Origin of the sequence: Rhodoferax sp., from assembly GCF_039922535.1 — a bacterium.
Taxonomy (GTDB): domain Bacteria; phylum Pseudomonadota; class Gammaproteobacteria; order Burkholderiales; family Burkholderiaceae_C; genus Rhodoferax_B.
On sequence record NZ_JBDTEM010000499.1, the window covers coordinates 1 to 22,125 of the forward strand.

Consider the following 22,125-nt stretch of genomic DNA (forward strand, 5'->3'; position numbering starts at 1 on the left):
GACGCGGTAGTCTTGGTGACGCCCACGTCTTTGCACGCCAACCAGGCCATTGCAGCCTTGCAGGCTGGTAAACATGTGTTTGTGGAAAAGCCGCTGGCGCTGAACCTGGCCGACTGTGAACGCGTGCTGGCCGTGGCCGAGCAGCACCCCGCGCAGGTGGCGATGGTGGGCTTTGTGCGGCGTTTTGACCCCAGCTATGTCACGGCCCAGACCAGCGTGGCCGCAGGCGAGATTGGCAAACCGTTTCTGGTGCGCAGCCAAACCTGCGACCAGAACGACCCCGAAGGTTTCTTTGTGCGCTTTGCGCCCACCTCGGGCGGCATCTTCATGGATTGCAGCGTGCATGACATCGACCTGGCGCGCTGGATGCTGGGCCGCCCCAAGGCCTTGCGCGCCTTTGCCACGGGTACCAACGCGCTACACCCGGCCTTGGCCGAGTTTGGCGATGTAGACAACGGCCTGGCCGTGGTCGAGTTTGAAGGCGGAGCCAAGGCCGTGCTGTACGCATCGCGCACCATGGCCCACGGCCACGAAACCAGCACCGAAGTGATCGGCACGGCAGGCAAGCTGCTGGTGGGCGAGCACGCGGCCCGCGACCGCGTGGTGCGCAGCGACGGCATGGGTGTGCGCCATACCGTGGTGGCCGATTTTTACGAACGCTTCGAAGCCGCCTTTGCGGCCGAGATGGCGGCCTTTGTCGCCGCCTGCCGGGGTGTGCAGCCCTTGACGCTGACCTTGTCCGACGCATTGGAAGCCACCCGCATTGGGCTGGCCATCACCCGTTCGCTGCGCAGCGGACAGGCCGAGCCTGTGTAGCGCGGAGTCGGTTCACCGCGCATACAGGTAGACATTTTTGATAACGCCGCTCGGCCATCTGGCCGGGCGGCGTTTTTTATACGCCGGCCCTGTCCAGGCGATCCCGTATCTGTTGGCATTCTTATAAAAAAGGACGGAGACTTTGTTTAAATTCAAGATGCAGAAGAAATCGGTGGCGCGCAAGCTGGCGCTGTTGTCGTTTGGCGGCTTGACCGCGGTGCTGATAGGTGTCGGGGTGGCGATCGGTGTCATCGAGCACAACAGCATCCACGCCTTGCGGGTGGCTTCGGTGGCCGAGCGGGTGCAGGGTATGGTGGCCTCGGCCGATGCGTCGGACCAGGTCAATCGCGGGCTGGTGGTCAAGTCCTTCACCAGCATCCGGCGCAACTTTGACCGTACGGTGGCGCTGGACCCGGCCAGCGGCGAGCTGATGAGCGGCGGCGCGGCCATTAACGACGACTTCCAGGTGGTGGACAAATACTCGCGCGATACCGGTGGCGTGGCCACGGTGTTTGTCAAAAAGGGCGAGGACTTTGAATCCATCACCTCGTCGCTGCGCAAGGACGACGGTACCCGGGACATCGGCACGCTGCTGGATCGCAACGATCCGGCCTACAAGTTGATGTTGGCGGGCGAGACCTATGCGGGCCCGGTCAAGCTGTACGGCAAGCCCTACATGGCCCAGTTCGAAGCACTCAAGGACGCGGCAGGTGCGGTGGTGGGCGTGCTATTTGCGGGTAGCGACGTGTCGTTCCAGCAATTCGTGATGGGCAAGCAAATTGCCGACACCCGGTTTTTTGACACCGGCGGGGCTTACTACATCGATGCCAGCGGCCCGCTGGCGGATGCCCGGTTTACCGCGCACCCGCAGGCCAAGGGCAAGAAAGTACTGGAAGCCTACCCCGATGCCGACAAGTTTCTGGCCGCCCTGGCCGAAGCACCCGAAGGCTATGTGCGCCATGCGCAGTCGTTTCTGGGCGAGCCGGGCGAAGACCGTTGGGCCGTGATGCGCAAGACCAAGGAGGGCGGTGGCTGGATCGTCGCCGAAATTTCCGAGCAGGAATCCATGGCGCTGTACTGGGCCAATATGCGGGTTATCTGGAGTCTGCTGGTGGGCACGGCGCTGCTGCTGGCCGTCGGCCTGTTCATGCTGGTTCGCCGCACGGTGAGCCAGCCGCTGGGCGAATTGACCGGCGCCATCACCCTGGTGGCACAGGGCGACCTGACACAGGTGTTCCACTCGGGGCGCCAGGACGAAATCGGGGCGCTGGTGAACGAGGTCGAGAGTCTGCGCCAACGCTATTGCCAGACCCTGCTGCAGGTGCGCGCCTCGGTAGAAAGCATAGGCACGGCCAGCTCCGAAATTGCCAGCGGCAGCCAGGACCTGAGCGTGCGCACCGAACAGACCGCCAGTAATCTGCAAATCGCCGCCACCAGCATGGAGCAGCTCACCGATACGGTGAAGAGCTCGGCCGACGCGGCGCGCCAGGCGAACCAGCTGGCGGCCTCGGCCGCCGAAGTGGCGGCGCGCGGTGGTGCCGTGGTCGGCCAGGTGGTGGCCACCATGGACGATATCAACCGCAGTTCGCAGAAGATTGGCGACATCATCGGTGTGATCGACGGCATTGCTTTCCAGACCAACATCCTGGCCTTGAACGCCGCCGTGGAAGCCGCCCGGGCCGGCGAACAAGGCCGGGGTTTTGCGGTGGTGGCCAGCGAGGTGCGCAACCTGGCGCAGCGCAGCGCCGAGGCCGCCAAGGAGATCAAATTGCTGATCAGCGCCTCGGTGGGCAAGGTGGCGGGGGGCTCGCGGCTGGTGCAGAGCGCCGGCCAGACCATGGAGGAGATCGTCGGCTCGGTGCAGCGCGTCAGCGACATCATTGGTGATATCACTGCGGCATCGGGCGAGCAGTCGGAAGGTATTGGCAAGCTGAACACCTCGGTTAGCCAGCTGGACCAGATGACGCAGCAGAACGCGGCGCTGGTCGAAGAATCGGCCGCGGCGGCCGAAAGCCTGCGCGAACAGGCGCAGCGCCTGGCCGAGGCCGTGGGGGTCTTCAAGCTAACGGAAACAGCGCTCGCGCTACCGGCACTGCGGTAGCTGTGGGCCTAGCTGCGCGGCGCCGGGCTTAGAACGGCGCGTCTTCGCTGGTGCCGGCGTCAGGCGTGCTGACGGCTTCTTCGGTATCCGCGGCAGCAGCCTGGCGCAGCGTAGCTTTTTCGCCTGCGCTGGCAAACTTGCTGTACTTGCCCAGCACCGACACCAGCTGACCGTACACGCGCGGGTTACCGGCCATGCATTCTTTTTGGTCCAAAAAGTCGGCTTCGCCCGTGAAATTACCCACCAAGCCACCGGCTTCGGTGACCAGCAGCGAACCCGCGGCTACGTCCCAGGGGTTCAGGCCGGTTTCAAAAAAGCCATCGGTAAAGCCTGCGGCCACGTAGGCCAGGTCCAGCGCCGCAGCGCCAGGGCGGCGGATACCGGCCAGCTTGGGCATCAGGTCGGACATCATGCCCAGGTAATTTTTGAAGTTGTCACCGGGGCGGAACGGGAAGCCGGTGGAAATCAGGCATTCGTTCAGGCGCACGCGCTTGGAGACGCGGATGCGGCGCTCGTTCATGTAGGCACCACGGCCTTTGGTGGCGGTGAACAGATCGTTGCGGGTGGGGTCAAAAACAACGGCTTGTTCGATCTTGCCCTGCACGGCCAGCGCGATGCTGACGCAGTAGAACGGAAAGCCGTGGATGAAATTGGTGGTGCCGTCGAGCGGGTCGATGATCCACACAAACTCGGAATCTTTGGCGCCAAACTCTGAACCCGATTCTTCTGCCAAGATGCCGTGGCCAGGGTAGGCCGTGGTCAGCGTCTCGATGATGACTTTCTCAGCCGCCTGGTCGACTTCGGTGACGAAATCGTTGATTTGCTTCTGGTTGATACGTACCGCTTCAACGTCAAGCGCCGCGCGGTTGATCAGCGAGCCAGCGGCACGGGCGGCCTTGACGGCCACGTTAAGCATCGGGTGTAGGTTTGGGAGCGCCATAGATTTTTAAGAAGAGCAAAAGAAGAGCAGCCAGGCGATGCAGGCAGCGACAATCGGTGGATTTTACCCGTCCTACCGTTTCCGCCATGCAAAGCCGTTTTATTCTGATCCAACCCAGCCACGCTGGCAATGTGGGTGCTACTGCCCGGGCCATGAAAGTCATGGGCTTTGACGACCTGGTACTGGTCAATCCGCGCTGGCCCAATGTGCTGCGCCGCCTGGAAACCATCCAGCGCGCCAGCGGGGCCCTGGACGTGCTCAACAACGCCCGCATCGTCGGCACGCTGGACGAAGCGCTGGACGGCATGGACCACCTGTGCGCCACCGCCATGACGCCGCGCGACTTCGGCCCGCCCACCACCACGCCGCGCCCGCATTTCGAAGCGCTATTAAAACGAGAGCTGCCTGCGCAGGTGGAATATGCGCCAGAAGTCGATTTGGCATTAAATTTGACACCCAAGCGCCCCGAGGGCATTGCTTTTCTGTTTGGCTGCGAGCGCTTCGGCATGGCCAACGAAGACGTGTACCGCTGCCACGTGGCGTTGAGCATTCCCACCAACCCGAACTTCGGCTCGCTGAATCTGGCCGCCGCCGTGCAGCTCATCGCCTACGAATGGCGCATGGCCCTGGGTGGCTATGCCGTGGAAGCCGCCACGCAAGTGCCGGTGCAGGCCGACGCGCGCCAGGTCGGCGGCATGCTGGCGCACTGGGAGCTGGCGCTGACCGCACTGGGCTTCCTGGACCCCGCCGCGCCCAAAAAATTGATGCCGCGCCTGAACCAGTTGTTCAACCGTGCCCAACCGCTACAGGAAGAAATCCACATCCTGCGCGGCATTGCCAAAGCCATCACGCAGGCTGCGGACAAAGCAAAGACTGACACTAAAGAATAGACTTGCGCCCATGTTTTCCCGCCTACGCTCCGACATCCGCTGCATCCTCGACCGTGACCCCGCTGCCCGCACCACCTGGGAGGTGTTGACTTGCTACCCCGGCCTGCACGCGGTGGTGTTGCACCGCCCGGCCCACTGGTGCTGGCACCACGGCTTCAAATGGCTGGGGCGCTTCATCTCACACATTGCGCGGGGGCTGACGGGTATCGAAATCCACCCCGGTGCCAAGCTGGGCGAGAGGGTGTTCTTTGACCACGCGATGGGCGTGGTGGTGGGCGAGACCGCCGAAATCGGCGACGGCTGCACCATCTACCAGGGTGTGACGCTGGGCGGTACCTCGTTGTACAAAGGTGCCAAGCGCCACCCCACGCTGGGCCGCGACGTGGTGGTCAGCGCCGGGGCCAAAGTGCTGGGTGGCTTCACCGTGGGCGACGGGGCCAAGATCGGCTCCAACGCGGTGGTCATTAAACCCGTGCCTGCGGGTGCCACAGCGGTGGGTATCCCGGCCCGCATCATCCTGCCCAAGGATGGTGCCGTGGGCGATGCCGCCATGGCCACGCCGCGCTTCAGCGCCTATGGCATCACCCCCGACGGCGACCCGATTGGCGAGGCCATGCGCGGCCTGATCGACAGCGCCTCCAGCCAGGAACACCAGATTACGCTGCTCTGGCAGGCCATCGAGAAGCTCTCGGCCACCCAGACCACCCCCGACTGCGTGCCCTGCGACGCGGCCCGCACCGAGTGCTTCGAGGCCGAGAAATTTACGCAGTTGGTAGGGAAGTAGTGGCGCTGGGGGCGACCCGCAGCAGCGCGTACCAGTCGAGTTTGCGGGTCAGTGCCATCACGCAAGCCAGTACGGCAAACAGGGCAAGGGTACCCACCACCATGGCGGTTTGCTCCAGCTGCAGCAGCACAAACAGCAAGCCGTACAGCGCCGCAATGCCCGCGCCAAACGGCAGGCCGCGCCGCCAGCTATGCAGCATGTGGCTGGCGTAATAGCCCAACAGCAGCACGCAGGCGCTGGCGGCAATCGCATAAGCGGTGTTGAACGCCAGGTGCTCCGACAGGCTGACCAGCAGCAAAAAGAAGATGCTGATGGCCGCGCCCACCAAAAAGTACTGGATGGGGTGCACCCGCAGCCCGCGCATGCACTCAAACAGCCCCACCGCCACAAAGGTCAGCGCGATGAACAGCAGGCCGTATTTGGTGGCCCGGTCGGACAGCGAGTAGGTGTTGATCGGGTCGATAAAGCCCAGCCCCAGGGTTTCCACACAGGCCGGGCTGTGGCCGCTGGCATCTACCGCCGTGGTGCGGGCAACCGTGTAGTCTGCATCCTCCAGCTCGCGGCGTGGGCCCATGCCACCGCTGCACAGCGGGCCTGCGTCCAACACCGCCTGCTGGGCGCTGCTGGCCAGGGCCGAGACGCGCCAACTGGCTTCAAAACCCTGGTTGCTGACCTTGCGCTCCGAGGGCAAAAACTGCCCGTCAAAACGCGGGTGCGGCCAGTTGGACGACAGACTGATCTGGGTGGCGCTGCCCAGTGGCACGAAGTTCAAGGCCTCGGTGCCCAGCAGCTCCAGTTCCACCTCGGCCCGCAGCGGTGCGTTGGCCACCGTGTTGGCCGGCAGGCTGGCCTGCACCCCGCGCGGGTAGGCGCTGTGCTGGGTGCCCGCCTGCACGGTTTGCGGCTGGCCGTTGATTTGCACGTCGGCCTGGCGGATGCCGCGTGCGTCGCTCACCGCCAGCATCAGCACCGGCGGGCCGCAGCGCACCGTTGCCCCGGTGTGCTGCGGCTGCGGGGTCAGGGCCTGCAAATCCGCCCACTGTGCGGACAACTTGGCCTTCAGGGTGAACACCTGGGTGGCGTACAAACCGCGCGCCCGCGCTTCCACCTGGCTGGTGCTGGCTACATTCAGCGTGCTGGGCGCGGCCACCAGGTTAAAGCTGCTGCGCTCCAGCACCACGCCCTTGTCGGTGGCGTGGCTCCAGTCCTCCGTGCAGGCGCGGTGCACCAGCGGCCCCAGCACGGTCTGGCTGCCTGCCAGGCTGCGGGCCACGCTATCGACCGCGCTCTGGTGCCGCCCCTGGCGCTCCCGGACCAGCTGGGTAATCTGCGCCAGACCCAGCAGCAGCAACACCGCCACCACCAGCAACCCGGAAAATTTGCCAAAAATCATTGTTTTCATCGCCCACTCCTTTTTGAAAAGAGCGAGTTTCTGGCCCGCTGGTGAGCAGCGCGTGAAGTCTGTGAAGTGGCGGTGAAGTGGGGCTGTGCAGCTACGGAAATTGCAGCGTCACGCGCAGGCCGGGGTGGGTGTTGGCGATGTGCAGCGTGCCGCCGTGCAGCGCCATGGTCTGTGCCACGATGGCCAGGCCCAGGCCTGAGCCCTTGGTATGGCCGTCGGGCCGCACGGTGGAGAAGAACTTTTGCCCCAGTTTGGGCAGCGCAAAGTCGGGCACGCCAGGCCCCAGGTCTTGCACCACGATGCTGCGGCCCACGGCGGCCAGCGTGGTGCGGCTGCCGGGCGGCGCAAAGGCGGCGGCGTTGTCCAGCAGATTACCCAGCGCCAAGGACAGCAGCGCGGGCTCGATGCGCACCGTCTGTGAATCCTCATTTGCTATCAAGTCAATAGCTATCTGTGGACGTTCTACCTGCGCCAGAGCCATAAATGATGCCAAAAAATCAGCCAGCACCAGGCTCTGCGGCTGGTGCAATTCCTGGCGCTGCTCCAGCTTGCTGAGCTCCAGCAGGCGGTCTACCAGCGACTGCAGGCGCTGGGTTTGCGCCAGGATGTCGGTGGCGAAGGCGTGGCGGTCGGGTTCGGGCAGGGGGTCTTGCAGCAGCTCGCCCGCGCCGCGGATGGCGGCCAGCGGGCTTTTCAGCTCGTGCGTCAGGGCGCGCACATAGCCTTCGATGTAGTCGCGCCCCTCGACCCGCTGGCGCATGGCCTGCATGGCCTGGGCCAGCTCGCCCAATTCACCGGGAATGCGCGGCAGCGACAGCTTCTTGCCCGCCTCCATGGCGTTGGCGTAGCGGCGCAACTGGCGGATGCTGAACACCACCCACAGCGTTACCGCCACCCCCACCGCCGCCGACAGGCCCAGCAGCCAGAATCCGCTGACCAAAATCTTGCGCTCGGCCCGGTCGATAAAGGCCTGCACCGTGGCCACCGGCTTGGCCACCGTCAGCACGCCGATGGCTTGGCCCTGGTAGGTCACGGGTGCGGCCACATACAGCACCGAGCTGCGGTCGTCGCGCTGGACTTCGCGGGTGGCGCGGGCCCCGTATTCGCCGCGCAAGGTACGGGCCACGTCGCGCCACTGCGAATAGTCCTGCCCCTCGGCGGCGTGGGCCGAGTCGAACACCACCATGCCTTTGGCATCGGTCACGTAAACGCGAAAGTCCAGCGACTGTTTGTCCAGCCCCCAGATGCGCGCGTCGATGGGCCGCCGGGCGTAGGCCGCCACCTGGGTGGCAAACCGGCCCTGCGCCATGCGTCCCGCGTGCAGGTCGTCGGCGGCCAGCTCGGCCAGGATGTTGGCGGTGTCCACCATCATGTCTTCCATCACCTCGCGCACGCTGGGCTTGACCTCGGCCACAAAAATCCGCAGTACGAAAAACCCCGCCAGTCCGGTGATCAGGAAAAACCCAAACAGGATGCGGATGCCCAGATGCATCCTCAAACGCCCTGTGCGACGGAGTAGCCTAAGCCCCGGTGCGTGGTGATCGGGTCGCGCTCGGGGGTGATGTGCTGCAGCTTGGCGCGCAGGGTCTTGATGTGCGTGTCTACGTGCGGTCGGCGCTGTCCGAGTCATGGCCCCACACGGCGGCCAGCAAGGCATCGCGGCTGCGTACCCGGCCCGGCTGGCGCAGCAATTCGGCCAGCAGGCCCAGCTCGCGCCGCGTCAGCGCCAGCGGCTGGCCCTGCCAGGTGGCGCGCTGGCCGTCGATGTCCAGCGTGAATCCGGTCGTTGCAGGTGCGGCTGACAGCGCCGGGGCCGAGGCGCGGCGCAGCAGCCCGCGCACCCGTGCCACCAGCTCGCGCGGGCTGAACGGCTTGGTCACGTAGTCGTCGGCCCCCAGCTCCAGGCCGACCACGCGGTCAATCTCTTCGCCGTGGGCACTCAGCACCAGCACCGGCAGGTGCTGCAGCGCCGGGGTGGCGCGCACATGGCGGCACACGTCCAGCCCCGAGCCGTCGGGCAGGCCGATGTCCAGCACCAGCACGTCGGGCGGCGTGGAGCACGTGGTAGCCAGTTGCCGCAGCGCATCCGCCACCAGCAGGCAGTGCGTCACCCGCAGCCCCGCGCGCTCCAAAGCGTAAACCACGGTTTTGGCGATGGCCGGGTCGTCTTCAAGCAGGAGGATGTGGGCTGGGGACATGGGCGCGTGGGCTGGTCGGCGGAAGGCGAAGGCGGTAGGATAAGCCATGTCCTATGCCCAATCCCAACACCGTTTTAATGCCGACACCTATCTGGTTTGGGAGGCCAACCAGAGTGAGCGCCATGAATACTTTCAGGGCGAAGTCTTTGCCATGGCGGGGGGCACGCAGAACCACAACACGGTGGCATTGAATGCTGCTGTTGCTTTGCGCAGCCATCTCAAAGGCACGCCTTGCAGGGTTTTTATGTCGGATATGCGCTTGCAGGTGGTCGCAGTGGATGCGTATTTTTACCCCGACGTGGTGGTGAGTTGCCAGCCACGCGCTGCGGCGGATGGCCAAGCGTCATCGGTGAATGCGCCGGTATTGGTGGTCGAAGTCCTGTCCGACAGCACCGCCACCTGGGACCGGGGCGGAAAATTCGCGGCCTACCGGCAACTGCCCAGCCTGCAAGAGTACGTGCTGATCGACCCGCAAGCCCAGACGGTCGAGCTGTACCGGCGCAACGCCGCCCAGCGGTTTGAACTCTATGCCTGGGATGTCCGCACCAACCCAGGCCCCTGCGAATTCGCCAGCGTCGGAATGCAATGGCCGCTGGAGGCGGTGTTTGAGGGCGTGGTGGCCGACCAACCCGCCGACACAGCCAGGGCTGATGCGGCGTAAAAATACAAGTCTTTTAGGCCGCTAGCGCATATTCCACCTGCGCAGGCAGCTTCTTTTTCGATAGCAAATTAGTCGGACATGACCCGCGCGGTGCCCGCCACGCGCACCGAGCTGCCGGGCAGGTTGCTGAACTCTGCGCGCAGCAGCGAGCGCATGCCCATGTCTTCCCCTTGCACTACGTTGATACGGCTAGCATGTGGCCAGGCGATGTCGCGCAGATAGCCGGCCAGGGCCGCGGTGGCGGAACCGGTGGCGGGATCTTCCAGCACACCACCGCTGGCGAAGGCGTTGCGGGTGTGCCATTGCTGCGCGGTTTCCGTAAACCCTAGCAGGATGGTGGCCCAGCCTTCGCGCCGCATCAGCACCCGGCCAGCGGCCAGGTCGTAGCGCATGGCAGCCAGGGCGGAGCGGGTTTTCAGCGCCAGCACCAGATGGTCTGCACCGCCGTGGGCCAGCGCAGGCGGGATGCGTGGGTCTAGGTCGCTCCATGTGTAGCCAAACAAAGCCAGCGCCTCGGCAACCAGCGTGGCTGGTGCAGGTTGGCTGCGGGTGGGTGGCGACTGCAGCGCAGCGGCGACGGTGGTCCCCTGGCGTTGGCCCTCGACCGTAATCTGGGCGTGGTTCAGCGCCAAGGCAAACACGCCGTCGCCCTGCTGCAGCGCCAGGGCCGCGCCGAGTGCGATGGTGGCGTGGCCGCAAAACGCGACTTCACTCTCGGGCGAAAAGTAGCGTACGCGCCAACTATCGCCCATCGGCGTGGCAAACACGGTTTCTGAAAACCCCACTTCGGCGGCGATGCGCTGCATGTCGGCATCGAGCGGCAGTGCGTCGGCAAGCACCACGCCCGCCGGGTTACCACCGGTGTCGCCGTCGGAGAAGGCTGCGATTTTCTGGATGTGCATGGCGGACTCTTGTGGGTTGCTCTATTTTTTGTAACTGCCCGCGCAGGTGCTGATTGCGCTAGAGGCTGTTTTTATGCTGAATTCCGTATTGCCGACTTGGGTCGAAACGCCTTGCACACCGCGTCGTCCGTCTCCAGGTACGGCCCGCCGATCAAGTCGATGCAGTAGGGCACGGCCGCAAAGATGCCGGGCACGTTACGGGCGGGCAGGCCTTCCAGCGTCTCGGCGATGGCCTTGGGCTGGCCGGGAAGGTTGAGGATCAGGGCCTGGCCGCGAATGACGGCGGTTTGCCGCGACAGGATGGCGGTGGGCACAAACTGCAGGCTGATCTGGCGCATCTGTTCGCCGAAGCCGGGCATCTCCTTGTGGGCCACGGCCAGGGTGGCTTCAGGGGTCACGTCGCGCAGGGCCGGGCCGGTGCCGCCGGTGGTCAGCACCAGGCTGCAACCGGCATCCACCAGCTCGACCAAGGTGGCGCTGATGGTGGCCTGCTCGTCGGGGATCAGGCGTGGGAGGAAGGTGATCGGGTTTTGCAACGCCCGGGTCAGCCAGTCTTGCAGGGCGGGCAGGCCTTTGTCTTCGTAGACCCCGCTGCTGGCGCGGTCGCTGACCGAGACGATGCCGATTTTTACGGGGTCGCTCATTCCTCGTCGGCCTGGTGCGTTTCGTCGATACCGCCGTCATTCAAGGGGCCATCGATGTCTGCCAATTGCTCACGCACCAGCTGGAAGATGTCGCGGTAGGCGCGGCCATGGCGCGGCAGGGCACCGGGCTTTTCGGGCACTAGGTCTTTGCGGGCCTGGCGGACCAGGGCGCGCAGCTGCTGGGAGTCGGTTTGCGCAAATTCTGCGATCCACTCGCCGAAGGCATCGTCTTCGGCGATCAGGCGGTTGCGCCAGGTTTCGGCCTTGTGCAGGGCCAGGTTTTCTTGCGCCGAGCCGGAGTGCTGGATTTTCAGCGTGGCGCGGATCTCTTCGAGCTTTTCGGGTTCTTGCTTGCGCATGAGTTTGCCGATGAACTGCATCTGGCGGCGCTTGCCCTCAAAGTTGGTGATGCGTTTGGCCTCGACGATGGCGTCGTGCAGCTTTTCGGTGAGTTGCAGCTTGTTAAATAGCTCCAGGCGCAGCGTCAGCAGGCTTTCGCCCAAGGCTTGCAGTTCGTCACTTTCTTTTTTGAGGTCGGTGCGGCTGGAGGCATCGGTGCCCTTGAGTTCGGCTTTGAGCTGGATGTCCAGTTCGCTCCCTTCGGCAACGAATTTGCCGTGGACGTAGTAGCCTTTGGTGAGTTTGCGTGACATGGTTTTTAGCGTTGTGCGCGCTGTGCGCGGGGTATCCGATGGGGGTGCAGCAGGGGAGGCTGCGTGGCAAGTATCATAGCCGCCAACATGAAAAAACCTGATTCCACCGTCCCCAGTGCCCACCGTGGCCCCGATAGCGGCTTCGCCTACAGCCGTCCCTTCTTTGAAGAACTGGTCGATAGCGCCTTGGCACATGCCAAAAAACTCGGTGCCACCGATGCCGGGGCCGAGGCCTCCGAAGGCTGCGGCCTGAGTGTTTCCGTCCGCAAGGGCGCACTGGAAACCGTGGAGCGCAACCGCGACAAATCTCTGGGCATCACCGTGTACCTGGGCAAGCGCCGGGGCAATGCCAGCACCTCCGACTTCTCCAAGGCAGCTATCCAGCAAACGGTGAAAGCGGCGTACGACATCGCCCGCTTCACCGCCGAAGACCCGTTTGCGGGCCTGCCGGATGCCAAGAACATTGCCAAGCGCCAGGTCGATCTGGACCTGTTCCACCCCTGGGCCATCACCAGCGAAGAAGCGGCCCAGATCGCCATGGAATGCGAGGCCGCGGCCCTGCAAACCAGCAAGCAGATCACCAACAGCGAAGGTGCGGGCGTGTCGGCCCAGCAGTCGCATTTCTTCAGTGCCCACACCAATGGCTTTCGCGGCGGCTACGCCAGTTCGCGGCATTCCATGTCGGTGGCGCCGATTGCGGGCAAGGGCAGCGGCATGCAGCGTGATTCCTGGTACAGCTCGATGCGCAGCGCTGAAGAGTTGGCTTCCCCTGAGGCCGTGGGCCGCTATGCCGCCCAGCGCGCTTTGAGCCGCCTGAAGTCGCGCAAGATCCCGACCACCGAGTGCCCGGTGCTGTTCGAATCGCCCCTGGCGGCCGGGCTGCTGGGTGGTTTTGTGCAGGCGGTGAGCGGCGGCGCCTTGTACCGCAAGAGCACGTTTTTGCTGGATTCGATGGGCCAGCAAATCTTTCCGAAGCACATCAACCTGCTGGAAGATCCGTTTGTAAAGCGCGGCAAAGGCAGCTCGCCGTTTGACGAAGAGGGCGTGCGCGTCAAGGCGCGCACCGTGGTGGATGCGGGCCGCGTGGAGGGCTACTTCCTCAGCAGCTATTCAGCCCGCAAGCTGGGTATGAAGACCACGGGGAATGCCGGTGGTTCGCACAACCTGGTGCTGTCTTCCACCCGCACCCGCGCCGGCGATGATTTGGATGCGATGTTGCGCAAGCTGGGCACGGGCCTGTTCGTCATCGAGCTGATGGGCCAGGGCGTGAACTACGTGACCGGCGACTATTCGCGCGGTGCCAGTGGCTTCTGGGTGGAGAACGGCGAAATTGCCTTCCCAGTGGAAGAGATCACCATTGCTGGCAACCTGAAAACCATGTTCAAGGGCATCCAGGCGATTGGCGCGGATACCTACAACTACGGTGCCAAAACCGTGGGTTCCATCTTGATCAACAAGATGAAGGTGGCAGGCAGCTGATGTAAGCCTTTTAGGCCTCTAGCGCACATTCCACCTGCGCCACCAGCTATTGATAGGATAGCTGGTGGCGTTGTGCTTTGCGGGCTTACTTGCTGCGCATCTTGGTGAGCGTGTTCTGCGTTTCCTGCCACAAATCCATACCTACGTTGGCGGCGACCTGGGCGTTGACCTTGGTGAGCTTGTCGCGCATGCGGGCGGCTTCTGTGGGGGCCAGCTGGTTGATTTGCATGCCCTTGGTTTTCAGGTCGGCCATGGCTTTGGCGGCTTCTTCGCGGGTATCCTTGCGTTCGAAGTCGCGGCTCTGGATGGCGGCGTCCAGCAGCACTTTGCGCTCGTCCTTGCTCAGGCCATCCCACCATTTTTTGCTGGCCATTACGATCCAGGGGCTGTAGACGTGGTTGGTCACGCTCAGGTACTTTTGTACCTCGTAGAACTTGCTGGAAACGATGGTGTTGAACGGGTTTTCCTGCCCGTCCACGGTGTTGGTTTCCAGCGCGCTGAACAACTCGCTAAAGGGCAGCGGAATCGCGTTGGCACCCAGGGTCTTGAAGCTGTTCAGGAACACCTCGTTTTGCATCACGCGCAGCTTGATGCCGTCCATGTCTTCCAGCTTGGTGATGGGGCGTTTGTTGTTGGTCAGGTTGCGAAAGCCGTTCTCCCAGTAGACCAGGCCGACCAAGCCCTTTTCCTGCAGCTTGTCCATGATTTTCTGGCCAATGGGGCCGTCCAGAATGGCATCGGCCTCTTGGACGTTGTTGAACAGAAAAGGCGTGTCCCACAGCGCCATCTCTTTGGTGATGCCAACCAGGGTGGCGGTGGAGCCGACCATCATTTCTTGCGCGCCGCCGATCACGGCCTGCTGCATTTGCACGTCGGGGCCCAGGGCCGAGGCACCAATGGCGCGCACCTTCATCTTGCCGCCCGAGGCTTTCTCTACCGCCTGGGCAAACACCTTGGACGCGCGGCCCTGGTTGCTTTGCTCGTTCAGGCCGTAGCCAAAGCGGATGATGCGTGGTTTGATGTCTTGGGCGAAGGCGGCGCCGGTGGCACCCAGAGCAAGCGCGGCCACGGTGGCCAGAGCGGTGCGGCGGAGGAAGGTTTGCATGGTATTTGTCCTTGGTGATAGAGAGGAAAGCAAAGAACGACGGGCGGCTTAACGCATCCACGCCACGGGGGCAATGACGATCTGCGGAAAGATCACGAACGTGATCAGTATCAGTACGTAGGTGAGGAGAAAGGGGCCCACGCCCTTGACGACGGTGTGCATCGGGATGCGGCCGACACCGGCAATCACATTCAGCACGGTGCCGACCGGCGGCGTGATCAGGCCGATGGCGCCGTTCAGCACGAACATCAGGCCGAAATACACCGGGTCTATGCCCGCTTTGACGGCGATGGGCAGCATCACCGGCGCGAAGATCAGGATGGTGGGCGTCAGGTCCAGCGAGGTGCCGATGATGATGAGCACCACCATCATGACCGCCATCAGAACCCGCGGGCTCTCCACCAGCGGGCCAAGCCAGCCCGACAGCGTGCTGGGCAGGTCGGCCAGGGTAATCATGTAGCTGGCCACGGCAGCACCTGCGCAGAGGAACATCACCACCGCGGTGGTTTTGGCGGCACGCACCAGCACCGCGTACAGCTCGGGTAGCTGCATTTCGCGGTGCACGAACAGGGCCACGACCAGGGCGTAGAAAGCCGCCACCACGGCCGCTTCGGTGGGAGTGAACAGGCCACTCTTCATGCCCCCGATGATGATCACGGGCATCAGCAGTGCCCAAAAGGCTTTGGCCGTGGTCTTCAGGCGCTCTTGCAGCGGCAGGGGCTGGCCAACCGGTAGCTCGGTTTTGCGCAGCACGAACTTCCACGCCACGATCAAGCCCGCGCCCATGATCAACCCCGGCACGATGCCCGAGACAAACAAGGCCGAGATCGAGGTGTTGGTGGTCACGCCGTAAATCACGAAGGGCATGGACGGCGGGATGATGGGCGCGATGATGCCACCCGAGGCCAGCAGTCCGGCCGATACCGGCAACGGGTAGCCGTGCTTGCGCATCATGGGCAACAAAATAGTGGCCAGCGCGGCCGTGTCGGCCAGGGCCGAGCCGCTCATGCTGGCCATCAGCACCGCGGCACCAATGGCCACGTAGCCCAGGCCGCCGCGGATGTGGCCCACCCAGGCCTGTGCCATGGTGATGATGCGGCGGCTGATGCCGCCGGAGTTCATCAGCTCACCGGCCAGAATGAAGAAGGGCACGGCCAGCAGTGGAAAGCTGTCCACCCCGGCCACCAAGTTTTGGGCCAGCAGCTGGGTGTCCCAGAAATCCAGTACCCAGGCCATACCCGCCCCGGTGAGTACCAATGCCAATGCCATGTTCATGCCGATGCCCATCAGCACCAGCATGCCCAGCACGAAAACCACGAATGCTTGCGCTTCTGCGGACATACGGCTTACTCCACTTCCGCACTGTGGCCGAGGCTCAGCGCTTTGTTACGAACCAGTTCCACCAGTGCCATCAGAGCGATGGACAGGGAGCATAAAAATGCCGGTAAGGGCAGCAGTGCGCTGGAGTAACCCAGCACCACCGAATGGCTGCCCATGCCCACGACGATCTGCTGCCAGGCTCCCCAGGCCAGAAAACTGCAGCCCAATACCACCAGCGTACGGATCAGGGCCGCCATGGCCACCAGCGCGGCGGGTTTTTCACGCAGCGCCTGCAACAGGCCGGTGAACGCCATGTGTTCGCCCATGGGGTAGGAAGCGGTGGCACCGATGAACACCATCCATACAAACAGCAGGCGCGACAGTTCTTCACTGGCGGCCACGCCGCTGCCAAAGCCGTAGCGCAGTACGACGTTGACGAAGACGGAGGTGGCCATCACGGCCAGGCATAGCGCCATGGCCGCATGGGCCAGACGCACCGCGCGGGGCGGCTGTGGGGGGGCTTCAGGGGCTTGCATGCGGGGTCTCCTGCATCCATTGGATGACGTGTTGGTTGAGGGCGGTCAGCGTCTGGGTGGCATCCACCGTCAGCACGCCGGGTTCGCCGAGTGGGCTTTCCAGCGTAGCGAACTGGCTATCGACCAGATTCGCCTGGAAGTAATGCCCGCCTGCGCGTTGCGCCACCCGGGTACGGGCGGCATCGATGCTCAGGGCCAGATGCACAAAACGCAAGCCGGGCAGGGCGGCGCGCAACTGGTCGCGGTAGATTTTCTTGAGGGCTGAACAGGTCAGCACGGAACCGCCGGGGTGGCGTTGCAGTTCGGACCCCAGCAGCGCCAGCCAGCCCACGCGGTCGGCATCGACAAGTGGGGTACCGGCGCGCATTTTTTCGACGTTGGCGGCGGGGTGGAAGTCGTCGCCCTCCACCAGAGGCCAACCCAGCGCCTGGGCGACCGCATGGCCTAAGCTGGATTTGCCGCATCCGGCAACGCCCATGACAACCAGAGAAACCATATTGGACAGCGCAATCCCAAAAGATGTGAAAAATGCAGGCCACCCCATGAACGCGGTGCTTGCGGAATACCCAGTTTTGCAACTTGCAAACTTGGACAGCGCTATCCTAAATGCGGCAGGGGGCGTTGACGATCAGGGTTTTCACCAGCCAGGAGGGTTATTTTTGGGGAGGCTGGGAGCGGCCCAAGCCAGGGAAAGGCATGGTTAGAATCGCGTCCAAAGCTATGGACAGCCCTCTTTCTACCCATCTGCGGCGCCGTGCTACGGGCCGTGCCACCCTCAATGATGTGGCCGCCGCCGCAGGTGTCAGTGCCATCACTGCATCGCGGGCGCTGCGCGGTGCGCGCTCGGTCGATCCGCTGTTGGTGGACCGCGTTCAGGTGGCGGCGCAGCAACTCGGCTACGTGCCCGACCCCGCCGCCCGCGCGCTGGCATCGGCCCGCAGCACGCATGTGGCGGTGTTGATTCCGCTGCTTTCCAACGCCTTGTTTGTGGAACTGCTGGATGCCGTGCAACACACCCTGGCACCTGCCGGTTACCAGACTCTGATGGGTGTCACACACTACCAGCCCGCCGAAGAAGATGCCTTGCTGCGTAGCTACCTGGCGCATCGCCCGGCCGGCCTGATGGTGACCGGCCTGGACCGCAGCGATGCGGCCCGCCAGATGATCGCGGCCAGCGGCGTGCCCTGCGTCCATTTGATGGAAACCGCGCCGACATCCGGTGTCTACGGCGTGGGCCTGTCGCAGACCGACGCGGCCCGTACCCTCACCGAGCACCTGCTGCAGCGGGGCCGCCGCCGCATTGCCTACGTAGCCGGCCAGCTCGATCCGCGGGTGATGCAGCGTGCCGAGGGCTATCGGATAGCTTTGCGCGCCGCCGGTTGCTATGACCCCATGCTGGAGGTGCTGGACCCCGCGCCCACCTCGATGGCGCTGGGCGGAAGCTTGCTAGAGGACTTGCTGCAGCGCCACCCGGATGTGGATGCGGTGTTTTTCTGTAACGACGATCTGGCCCAGGGCGGGTTGCTGGCGGCGCTGCGTTTGCAAGTGCCCGTGCCGCAGCGGATTGCCGTGGTGGGGTTCAATGATTTGGCGGGCAGCGACCAGATGCCGCCGCCGCTGACCACCATCCGCACCCCCCGCGCCGAAATCGGCACCCAAGCCGCCCGCATGTTGCTGGCATTGATGCGCGGCGAAGCCGTGCCACAGAGCATGTTGGACCTGGGGTTCGAACTGGTCGTGCGCGGCAGCAGCTAAATACGTTCCGTAAGCAACGGATTACCAGGAATATTGGGCCTAAAAAGGGATTTTACGCATACTGTGCCTGCGCAGTCAGCTATAAATAATATAGCTTATGGCGTGCTTGCCTGTGGAGATCGGGTTTCATCCCGCCGGGTTGCGCAGGCACGGGTGTGGTGGGTTTATTTGCCGTCGCCAGGACGTTGGCCCGGTAGCAGAGGGCGAAGATAGGGTTCGGCTGGCTTGGGCTGCGCGTCCTGCATCTGCGGGCGGGGCATGGGACGGGCTTGCTCCATGCGTGGACGCTCTTGCTGTGGCTGTTGCGCCGGGGCCTCGCGCTGGCTTTGCTCGCGCTGGCGCTGTTGCTGCTGGCGGTTTTGCTGGTCGCGTAACTGCTGCTGTTGCATCTGCTGTTGTTGCTGCATTTGCTGTTGCGCAGCATCGCGCTGGCGTTGTATTTGCTCGCGCTGGGCTTGTTGCTGCACCTGGTTGCGGTTTTGCTCTTGCTGTTGGCGTTCGCGGTCGATTTGCTGCTGGCGCTGCATTTGCGCCCGTTGCTCCAGTTCGGCCTGGTTGCGGGGCGCATCCTGCATCCGCATTTCGGGGCGCGCTTGGGGAATGGCTGGCTGCTGCCAAGCGGGTTGGGGCGGCGGTTGCACCATGGGTTCTACACGCGTGGGGCCGTTGTTGAAGGGGCGTTGAGGGCGGTTCCCGTCCGGCGGCTGCTGGGGGCGGTTGAAGTGGTCGTTGGGGCGCGGGCCCACCGGGTAGTTGGGCCGCCAGGGTTGGCCGGGGGCCAGCGGAATCCAGTGGCCTTGCGGCGGCACGCGGCGGTCTTGCTCGAAGCGGTTGGGGCCTTCAAAGCGGACCAGAGCGGGTGCATAGCTGGGGCGGTGGTTCATAGGCCCGGGCACCCAGGCCCATTGCGCGCCAATCTGCGCCCAGCGGCCGTAGTGGAAGGGCGCAAAGCCCCAGGGAGCGTTGTCGACCCAGGTCCAGCCCCAGGGGGCAATCCAGCGCCATTGGCCGTTTTGGTAGGGTGCCCATTGGCCTACGGTGACCCGTGGAAACCACACTGCGCCGTAGGCGTTGTCGGTGCGCCAGTCGCCGTAGCCGTCGAGTTGCTGGTAGCCGATGGTGTCGCGCGACACGTAGCGGGCGCTTTGGGATTGGTCTTCGGCCTGGTCGCGGGCGTAGGACCAGAGGTCGAAGTTGTCGCGGGGCGGGTTGTTTTGCGCCACTTCCTGGGCCAGTTGCCGGTCGGCAAAACGCAGCTGCTGCTGGCTGCCCAGGGTACGGGAAGCCCCGTTTTCGCCATACACCACGGCGCTGCCACTGCGCACGGTCACGCCGGTGGTGCCGTAGCGGGGGTCTACATCCAGCCGGTACTCGCCGGGCTGGCTGGCGGTGAAGGCCAGGTTGGGGGTGTTGACCTCCAGCGTTTCGCCGGGGTAGAGGTTGCGCACGCGCAGGGCCAGGCTGCCCTGGGTCAGGGTGAGGCGGGTGCTGTTGTCATCGAGTTCGCTGATCTCCAGCGCGGTTTGGCCGTTGATGCGCAAGGCGGTGGAGCCGCTGTGCAGTTCGGCCCGCGCGCCGGGCGCGGTTTGCAGCCGGTCGCCGCTGGTCAGGGGGCGGTTGAATTCGGCCGGGCTCCAATCTTCGCTACCGGCCGGGGCGAAACTGACCGCGCCTTCTATCAGGCTCAGGCGCGCGACCCGGCCCGGCGGGTCGGCCTGCGCCAGTGCGTGGCTGGCGGTAAGCACTATGAGCAACGCGCCCAGCAGGTGGGCGGTTTTGTGTAAAAAGGAGGCGGACATGGCGTGGGTCGGAGTGGCTTCTCCCTTATAACGCGCCAGCTGCCTCCTTGGTTGGCCTGGGGTTTACCCAGCCAGTGCGGCCTTGACGGCGGCCGACACCTGGCCCATCTCGGCTTTGCCTGCCAATTGCGCCTTGGCGGCACCCATCAGCTTGCCCATGTCACTTGGTGCCAGTGCGCGCCCCAGCTCGGCCACCATGGCCGCAGCCAGCGTACGCACCTCGGCGGCCACTTGGTCGGCATCCAGGCGTTGGGGCAGGTAGGCGGACAGCACCGTCAGCTCGGCTTTTTCAATGTCGGCCAGGTCGGTACGCTCGGCCTTGGTGAAGGCATCAATGGAGTCTTTGCGCTGCTTAATGAGTTTGTCGACGATGGCGACCACCGCTGCGTCGTCCAGCACCACGCGCTCGTCCACCTCTTTTTGCTTGAGGGCGGCCAGCAGCAGGCGCACCGTGCCCAGCCGGACGCTGTCTTTGGCACGCATGGCGGTTTTCATGTCTTCGGTGATTTGTTCTTTGAGTGTCATGATTTTTCCTGTGAAATTGAGGAGGCTATTCCGTTTTCATTTCAATCCGAGATTAGGCGCGAAGCCGCAGGCAGTACTTTGCTACGACCAGGCGAAGTAACGACATATCGGGTTGAAATGAAGGCGGAATAGAAAAAGCCCGCCCTGGCGTCCCTGGGCGGGCTTGTCAAACTGCGGGCAGTTTGAAAAAGCGCTTAGTACAGCTTTTTAGGCAGCTGCATGGAACGCACGCGCTTGTAGTGGCGCTTGACAGCGGCCGACTTCTTGCGCTTGCGCTCGGTGGTGGGCTTTTCGTAGAACTCACGCGCACGCAAGTCGGTCAGCAGGCCGAGCTTTTCAATGGTGCGCTTGAAACGACGCAGAGCGACGTCAAAGGGTTCGTTTTCTTTTACACGGATGGTTGTCATGACAAAAAAGGGTTCCGATTTAGGTGCAGGTCTTGTCGAAAGGAAGATCAGGCCGTTGGACAAAGAATCTGCGGTGTTCCCCTGCTATTAAATTGATCAGGCAGCAGGGGTTTGCCAGCAAAGCCTTGGATTATAGCCTGTAACCTGCCCGATTTGCGCGCGCTTCCATCTGTGGTATCGCACCATAGTCGTCCAGCGGCAGCTCTGCGAAATCTTCGATCAGCAGCGCCGTGCGGGCTTCGGCCAGTGCCGCGGTGTGCACCGCGTGGCGCAAGGCCTGGCGCAGGGCGAAGAGCATCTCAGGCGAGGTTTGCAAAGAGGTGATCAGCGGCAAGCCCGGTGCCGGTGCGGTGTGGCCGCAGACCTGCAGGCCGCGCACCCGCTCGGGGTGGTCGCGCTGCACTAGCGCCCAGGTCACGCAGTCAATGGCTGCCAGATCGGCCTGGCCGCTGCGCACGCTCTCCACCGAGGCGCGGTGCGAGCCCGTCACCACGGCCTTGCCGAAAAATACGCCATTGCGTGCCAACGGGGCCACCAGCGCCCGCAGGCTGTTGTGGCCCGACTGCGAGTCTTCCGCGTTGTAGGCCACGGTGCGGCCCCGGAAGCCGGCCAGCGGCAGCCCGGCATCGGCGCTGCGGCAGACCAGCTGGCTGCGGTAGCGCAGGCCGTCGCAGCCGGGGGCGGTGTAGCGAAAAGCGCCGACCAATTGCACCCGCCCGGCCAGCGCGTGGGTCAGGGGGAAGCCGCAGGTTTGGCTCAGCAGCAGCTCCGGGTCCAGCCAATGCGCCACCAGGTCGGTGGGCTGCGTGAGCGTGGCGGGTACGCCGGTGCGGTTTAACTGGTCGGCCACGCACTGCCAGAGTGCCGCATTGGCCGCCGACCCGGCCGCATACATAGGGAAGGAGCTGTGCATCGGTGTCAGTGCGGTGTGTGGCTCTTGGGGTGCAACACCAGCTCTTCGGGCAATATCGGCGAATCGATGGGGGACAGCGCAAACCGCCGCACCAGATGGCCGTAGCCGGGCACCAGAAAGCCGCCGTTGCGCCGCAGATACCCGGCGCGGTCGGCCAGGTAGGTGCTGCGCAACCGGTACCAGGGCATGGTAGGCGTTTCGTGGTGCACCACGTGGAAGTTGTTGTTCAGGTACAGCAGGCGCCAGAAGATGCCCGCCTCGTTGATGGCGATGCGGTGCGCCGGGCGGTCTGCAG

The 22,125-nt window shown here is 64.1% G+C and carries 22 protein-coding genes and 1 pseudogene; 7 read left to right on the forward strand and 16 right to left on the reverse strand.

What is annotated here, in order from left to right:
* Nucleotides 1–816: Gfo/Idh/MocA family oxidoreductase (locus ABI213_RS23305; protein WP_348028878.1), on the forward strand; the 816-nt coding region annotated here is incomplete at its 5' end.
* A 142-nt stretch (nucleotides 817–958) separates the two neighbouring features.
* The gene (locus tag ABI213_RS23310; protein ID WP_348028880.1) at nucleotides 959–2,917 is read left to right on the forward strand and encodes a methyl-accepting chemotaxis protein; all 1,959 of its coding nucleotides are present in this window, start codon (nucleotides 959–961) and stop codon (nucleotides 2,915–2,917) included.
* A gap of 28 nt (nucleotides 2,918–2,945) precedes the next feature.
* Here ABI213_RS23310 and ABI213_RS23315 read toward each other — a convergent pair whose 3' ends face one another.
* Nucleotides 2,946–3,857, reverse strand: a complete 912-nt coding sequence (locus ABI213_RS23315; protein WP_348028882.1) for an inositol monophosphatase family protein — start codon at nucleotides 3,855–3,857, stop codon at nucleotides 2,946–2,948.
* 86 nt (nucleotides 3,858–3,943) lie between these two features.
* Between ABI213_RS23315 and ABI213_RS23320 the strand changes: the two genes are divergently transcribed.
* Nucleotides 3,944–4,747 carry an RNA methyltransferase gene (locus tag ABI213_RS23320; RefSeq protein WP_348008709.1) on the forward strand — a complete coding sequence of 268 codons (804 nt, stop codon included), beginning with the start codon at nucleotides 3,944–3,946 and terminating at the stop codon, nucleotides 4,745–4,747.
* 10 nt (nucleotides 4,748–4,757) lie between these two features.
* Nucleotides 4,758–5,531: a serine O-acetyltransferase gene (gene cysE / locus ABI213_RS23325; RefSeq protein WP_348008708.1), complete on the forward strand. Its 774-nt coding sequence runs from the start codon at nucleotides 4,758–4,760 to the stop codon at nucleotides 5,529–5,531.
* Here the strand turns inward: cysE and creD are convergent.
* From creD to creB, 3 genes and pseudogenes are all read right to left on the reverse strand, one after another.
* On the reverse strand, nucleotides 5,509–6,933 hold the full coding sequence (gene creD, locus ABI213_RS23330; RefSeq protein ID WP_348008707.1) for a cell envelope integrity protein CreD: 1,425 nt from the start codon (nucleotides 6,931–6,933) through the stop codon (nucleotides 5,509–5,511). The genes cysE and creD overlap by 23 nt on opposite strands.
* Before the next feature lie 91 nt (nucleotides 6,934–7,024).
* The gene (gene creC, locus ABI213_RS23335) at nucleotides 7,025–8,425 is read right to left on the reverse strand and encodes a two-component system sensor histidine kinase CreC (protein ID WP_348028884.1); all 1,401 of its coding nucleotides are present in this window, start codon (nucleotides 8,423–8,425) and stop codon (nucleotides 7,025–7,027) included.
* A gap of 2 nt (nucleotides 8,426–8,427) precedes the next feature.
* Nucleotides 8,428–9,131 (reverse strand): annotated as a pseudogene (gene creB, locus ABI213_RS23340) (two-component system response regulator CreB).
* A 46-nt stretch (nucleotides 9,132–9,177) separates the two neighbouring features.
* Between creB and ABI213_RS23345 the strand changes: the two are divergent.
* Nucleotides 9,178–9,792: a Uma2 family endonuclease gene (locus ABI213_RS23345; RefSeq protein ID WP_348028886.1), complete on the forward strand. Its 615-nt coding sequence runs from the start codon at nucleotides 9,178–9,180 to the stop codon at nucleotides 9,790–9,792.
* Nucleotides 9,793–9,860: 68 nt separating this feature from the next.
* Here the strand turns inward: ABI213_RS23345 and ABI213_RS23350 are convergent, their stop codons facing one another.
* The 3 genes from ABI213_RS23350 to yjgA form a co-directional block, all read right to left on the reverse strand.
* Entirely contained in the window at nucleotides 9,861–10,694 is an 834-nt protein-coding gene (locus tag ABI213_RS23350; protein ID WP_348028888.1) for a PhzF family phenazine biosynthesis protein, read from the reverse strand.
* A 71-nt stretch (nucleotides 10,695–10,765) separates the two neighbouring features.
* On the reverse strand, nucleotides 10,766–11,338 hold the full coding sequence (gene mog / locus ABI213_RS23355; protein WP_348008703.1) for a molybdopterin adenylyltransferase: 573 nt from the start codon (nucleotides 11,336–11,338) through the stop codon (nucleotides 10,766–10,768).
* The gene (yjgA, locus tag ABI213_RS23360) at nucleotides 11,335–11,991 is read right to left on the reverse strand and encodes a ribosome biogenesis factor YjgA (RefSeq protein WP_348008702.1); all 657 of its coding nucleotides are present in this window, start codon (nucleotides 11,989–11,991) and stop codon (nucleotides 11,335–11,337) included. The genes mog and yjgA overlap by 4 nt, the downstream gene beginning before the upstream one ends.
* Nucleotides 11,992–12,078: 87 nt before the next feature.
* Between yjgA and pmbA the strand changes: the two genes are divergently transcribed.
* Nucleotides 12,079–13,470 carry a metalloprotease PmbA gene (pmbA, locus tag ABI213_RS23365; RefSeq protein ID WP_348008701.1) on the forward strand — a complete coding sequence of 464 codons (1,392 nt, stop codon included), beginning with the start codon at nucleotides 12,079–12,081 and terminating at the stop codon, nucleotides 13,468–13,470.
* A gap of 85 nt (nucleotides 13,471–13,555) precedes the next feature.
* Here pmbA and ABI213_RS23370 read toward each other — a convergent pair whose 3' ends face one another.
* The 4 genes from ABI213_RS23370 to ABI213_RS23385 are packed head-to-tail and all read right to left on the reverse strand — an operon-like array spanning nucleotide 13,556 to nucleotide 16,927.
* A complete protein-coding gene (locus ABI213_RS23370) occupies nucleotides 13,556–14,575 on the reverse strand; it encodes a TRAP transporter substrate-binding protein (protein ID WP_348008700.1) in 1,020 nt (339 codons plus the stop codon).
* A gap of 48 nt (nucleotides 14,576–14,623) precedes the next feature.
* Nucleotides 14,624–15,916 (reverse strand): TRAP transporter large permease subunit, encoded by a 1,293-nt coding sequence (locus ABI213_RS23375; protein WP_348008699.1) that lies wholly within the window; start codon nucleotides 15,914–15,916, stop codon nucleotides 14,624–14,626.
* Nucleotides 15,917–15,921: 5 nt separating this feature from the next.
* On the reverse strand, nucleotides 15,922–16,431 hold the full coding sequence (locus tag ABI213_RS23380) for a TRAP transporter small permease subunit (RefSeq protein WP_348008698.1): 510 nt from the start codon (nucleotides 16,429–16,431) through the stop codon (nucleotides 15,922–15,924).
* The gene (locus ABI213_RS23385) at nucleotides 16,418–16,927 is read right to left on the reverse strand and encodes a gluconokinase (protein WP_348008697.1); all 510 of its coding nucleotides are present in this window, start codon (nucleotides 16,925–16,927) and stop codon (nucleotides 16,418–16,420) included. The genes ABI213_RS23380 and ABI213_RS23385 overlap by 14 nt, the downstream gene beginning before the upstream one ends.
* A gap of 224 nt (nucleotides 16,928–17,151) precedes the next feature.
* On the opposite strand from ABI213_RS23385, the gene ABI213_RS23390 reads away from it, so the two are divergent.
* Nucleotides 17,152–18,186, forward strand: a complete 1,035-nt coding sequence (locus ABI213_RS23390; RefSeq protein ID WP_348008696.1) for a LacI family DNA-binding transcriptional regulator — start codon at nucleotides 17,152–17,154, stop codon at nucleotides 18,184–18,186.
* Between the two features lie 164 nt (nucleotides 18,187–18,350).
* Here ABI213_RS23390 and ABI213_RS23395 read toward each other — a convergent pair whose 3' ends face one another.
* From ABI213_RS23395 to ABI213_RS23415, 5 genes are all read right to left on the reverse strand, one after another.
* On the reverse strand, nucleotides 18,351–19,985 hold the full coding sequence (locus tag ABI213_RS23395; protein WP_348008695.1) for a DUF6600 domain-containing protein: 1,635 nt from the start codon (nucleotides 19,983–19,985) through the stop codon (nucleotides 18,351–18,353).
* A 63-nt stretch (nucleotides 19,986–20,048) separates the two neighbouring features.
* Nucleotides 20,049–20,510: a GatB/YqeY domain-containing protein gene (locus tag ABI213_RS23400; RefSeq protein WP_348028890.1), complete on the reverse strand. Its 462-nt coding sequence runs from the start codon at nucleotides 20,508–20,510 to the stop codon at nucleotides 20,049–20,051.
* A 194-nt stretch (nucleotides 20,511–20,704) separates the two neighbouring features.
* Nucleotides 20,705–20,917, reverse strand: a complete 213-nt coding sequence (gene rpsU, locus ABI213_RS23405; RefSeq protein WP_092756237.1) for a 30S ribosomal protein S21 — start codon at nucleotides 20,915–20,917, stop codon at nucleotides 20,705–20,707.
* 130 nt (nucleotides 20,918–21,047) lie between these two features.
* Nucleotides 21,048–21,830 carry a PhnD/SsuA/transferrin family substrate-binding protein gene (locus ABI213_RS23410; protein WP_348028892.1) on the reverse strand — a complete coding sequence of 261 codons (783 nt, stop codon included), beginning with the start codon at nucleotides 21,828–21,830 and terminating at the stop codon, nucleotides 21,048–21,050.
* Between the two features lie 5 nt (nucleotides 21,831–21,835).
* A partial coding sequence (locus ABI213_RS23415) for a fatty acid desaturase (RefSeq protein ID WP_348028894.1) occupies nucleotides 21,836–22,125 on the reverse strand: 290 nt, incomplete at its 5' end.

Coding starts and splice junctions, on each gene's coding strand:
- ABI213_RS23315 (WP_348028882.1), bottom strand. CDS start 3,857: ATGGCGCTCCCAAACCTACACCCGATGCTTAACGTGGCCGTCAAGGCC.
- ABI213_RS23320 (WP_348008709.1), top strand. CDS start 3,944: ATGCAAAGCCGTTTTATTCTGATCCAACCCAGCCACGCTGGCAATGTG.
- cysE (WP_348008708.1), top strand. CDS start 4,758: ATGTTTTCCCGCCTACGCTCCGACATCCGCTGCATCCTCGACCGTGAC.
- creD (WP_348008707.1), bottom strand. CDS start 6,933: ATGAAAACAATGATTTTTGGCAAATTTTCCGGGTTGCTGGTGGTGGCG.
- creC (WP_348028884.1), bottom strand. CDS start 8,425: ATGCATCTGGGCATCCGCATCCTGTTTGGGTTTTTCCTGATCACCGGA.
- ABI213_RS23345 (WP_348028886.1), top strand. CDS start 9,178: ATGTCCTATGCCCAATCCCAACACCGTTTTAATGCCGACACCTATCTG.
- ABI213_RS23350 (WP_348028888.1), bottom strand. CDS start 10,694: ATGCACATCCAGAAAATCGCAGCCTTCTCCGACGGCGACACCGGTGGT.
- mog (WP_348008703.1), bottom strand. CDS start 11,338: ATGAGCGACCCCGTAAAAATCGGCATCGTCTCGGTCAGCGACCGCGCC.
- yjgA (WP_348008702.1), bottom strand. CDS start 11,991: ATGTCACGCAAACTCACCAAAGGCTACTACGTCCACGGCAAATTCGTT.
- pmbA (WP_348008701.1), top strand. CDS start 12,079: ATGAAAAAACCTGATTCCACCGTCCCCAGTGCCCACCGTGGCCCCGAT.
- ABI213_RS23370 (WP_348008700.1), bottom strand. CDS start 14,575: ATGCAAACCTTCCTCCGCCGCACCGCTCTGGCCACCGTGGCCGCGCTT.
- ABI213_RS23375 (WP_348008699.1), bottom strand. CDS start 15,916: ATGTCCGCAGAAGCGCAAGCATTCGTGGTTTTCGTGCTGGGCATGCTG.
- ABI213_RS23380 (WP_348008698.1), bottom strand. CDS start 16,431: ATGCAAGCCCCTGAAGCCCCCCCACAGCCGCCCCGCGCGGTGCGTCTG.
- ABI213_RS23385 (WP_348008697.1), bottom strand. CDS start 16,927: ATGGTTTCTCTGGTTGTCATGGGCGTTGCCGGATGCGGCAAATCCAGC.
- ABI213_RS23390 (WP_348008696.1), top strand. CDS start 17,152: ATGGACAGCCCTCTTTCTACCCATCTGCGGCGCCGTGCTACGGGCCGT.
- ABI213_RS23395 (WP_348008695.1), bottom strand. CDS start 19,985: ATGTCCGCCTCCTTTTTACACAAAACCGCCCACCTGCTGGGCGCGTTG.
- ABI213_RS23400 (WP_348028890.1), bottom strand. CDS start 20,510: ATGACACTCAAAGAACAAATCACCGAAGACATGAAAACCGCCATGCGT.
- rpsU (WP_092756237.1), bottom strand. CDS start 20,917: ATGACAACCATCCGTGTAAAAGAAAACGAACCCTTTGACGTCGCTCTG.
- ABI213_RS23410 (WP_348028892.1), bottom strand. CDS start 21,830: ATGCACAGCTCCTTCCCTATGTATGCGGCCGGGTCGGCGGCCAATGCG.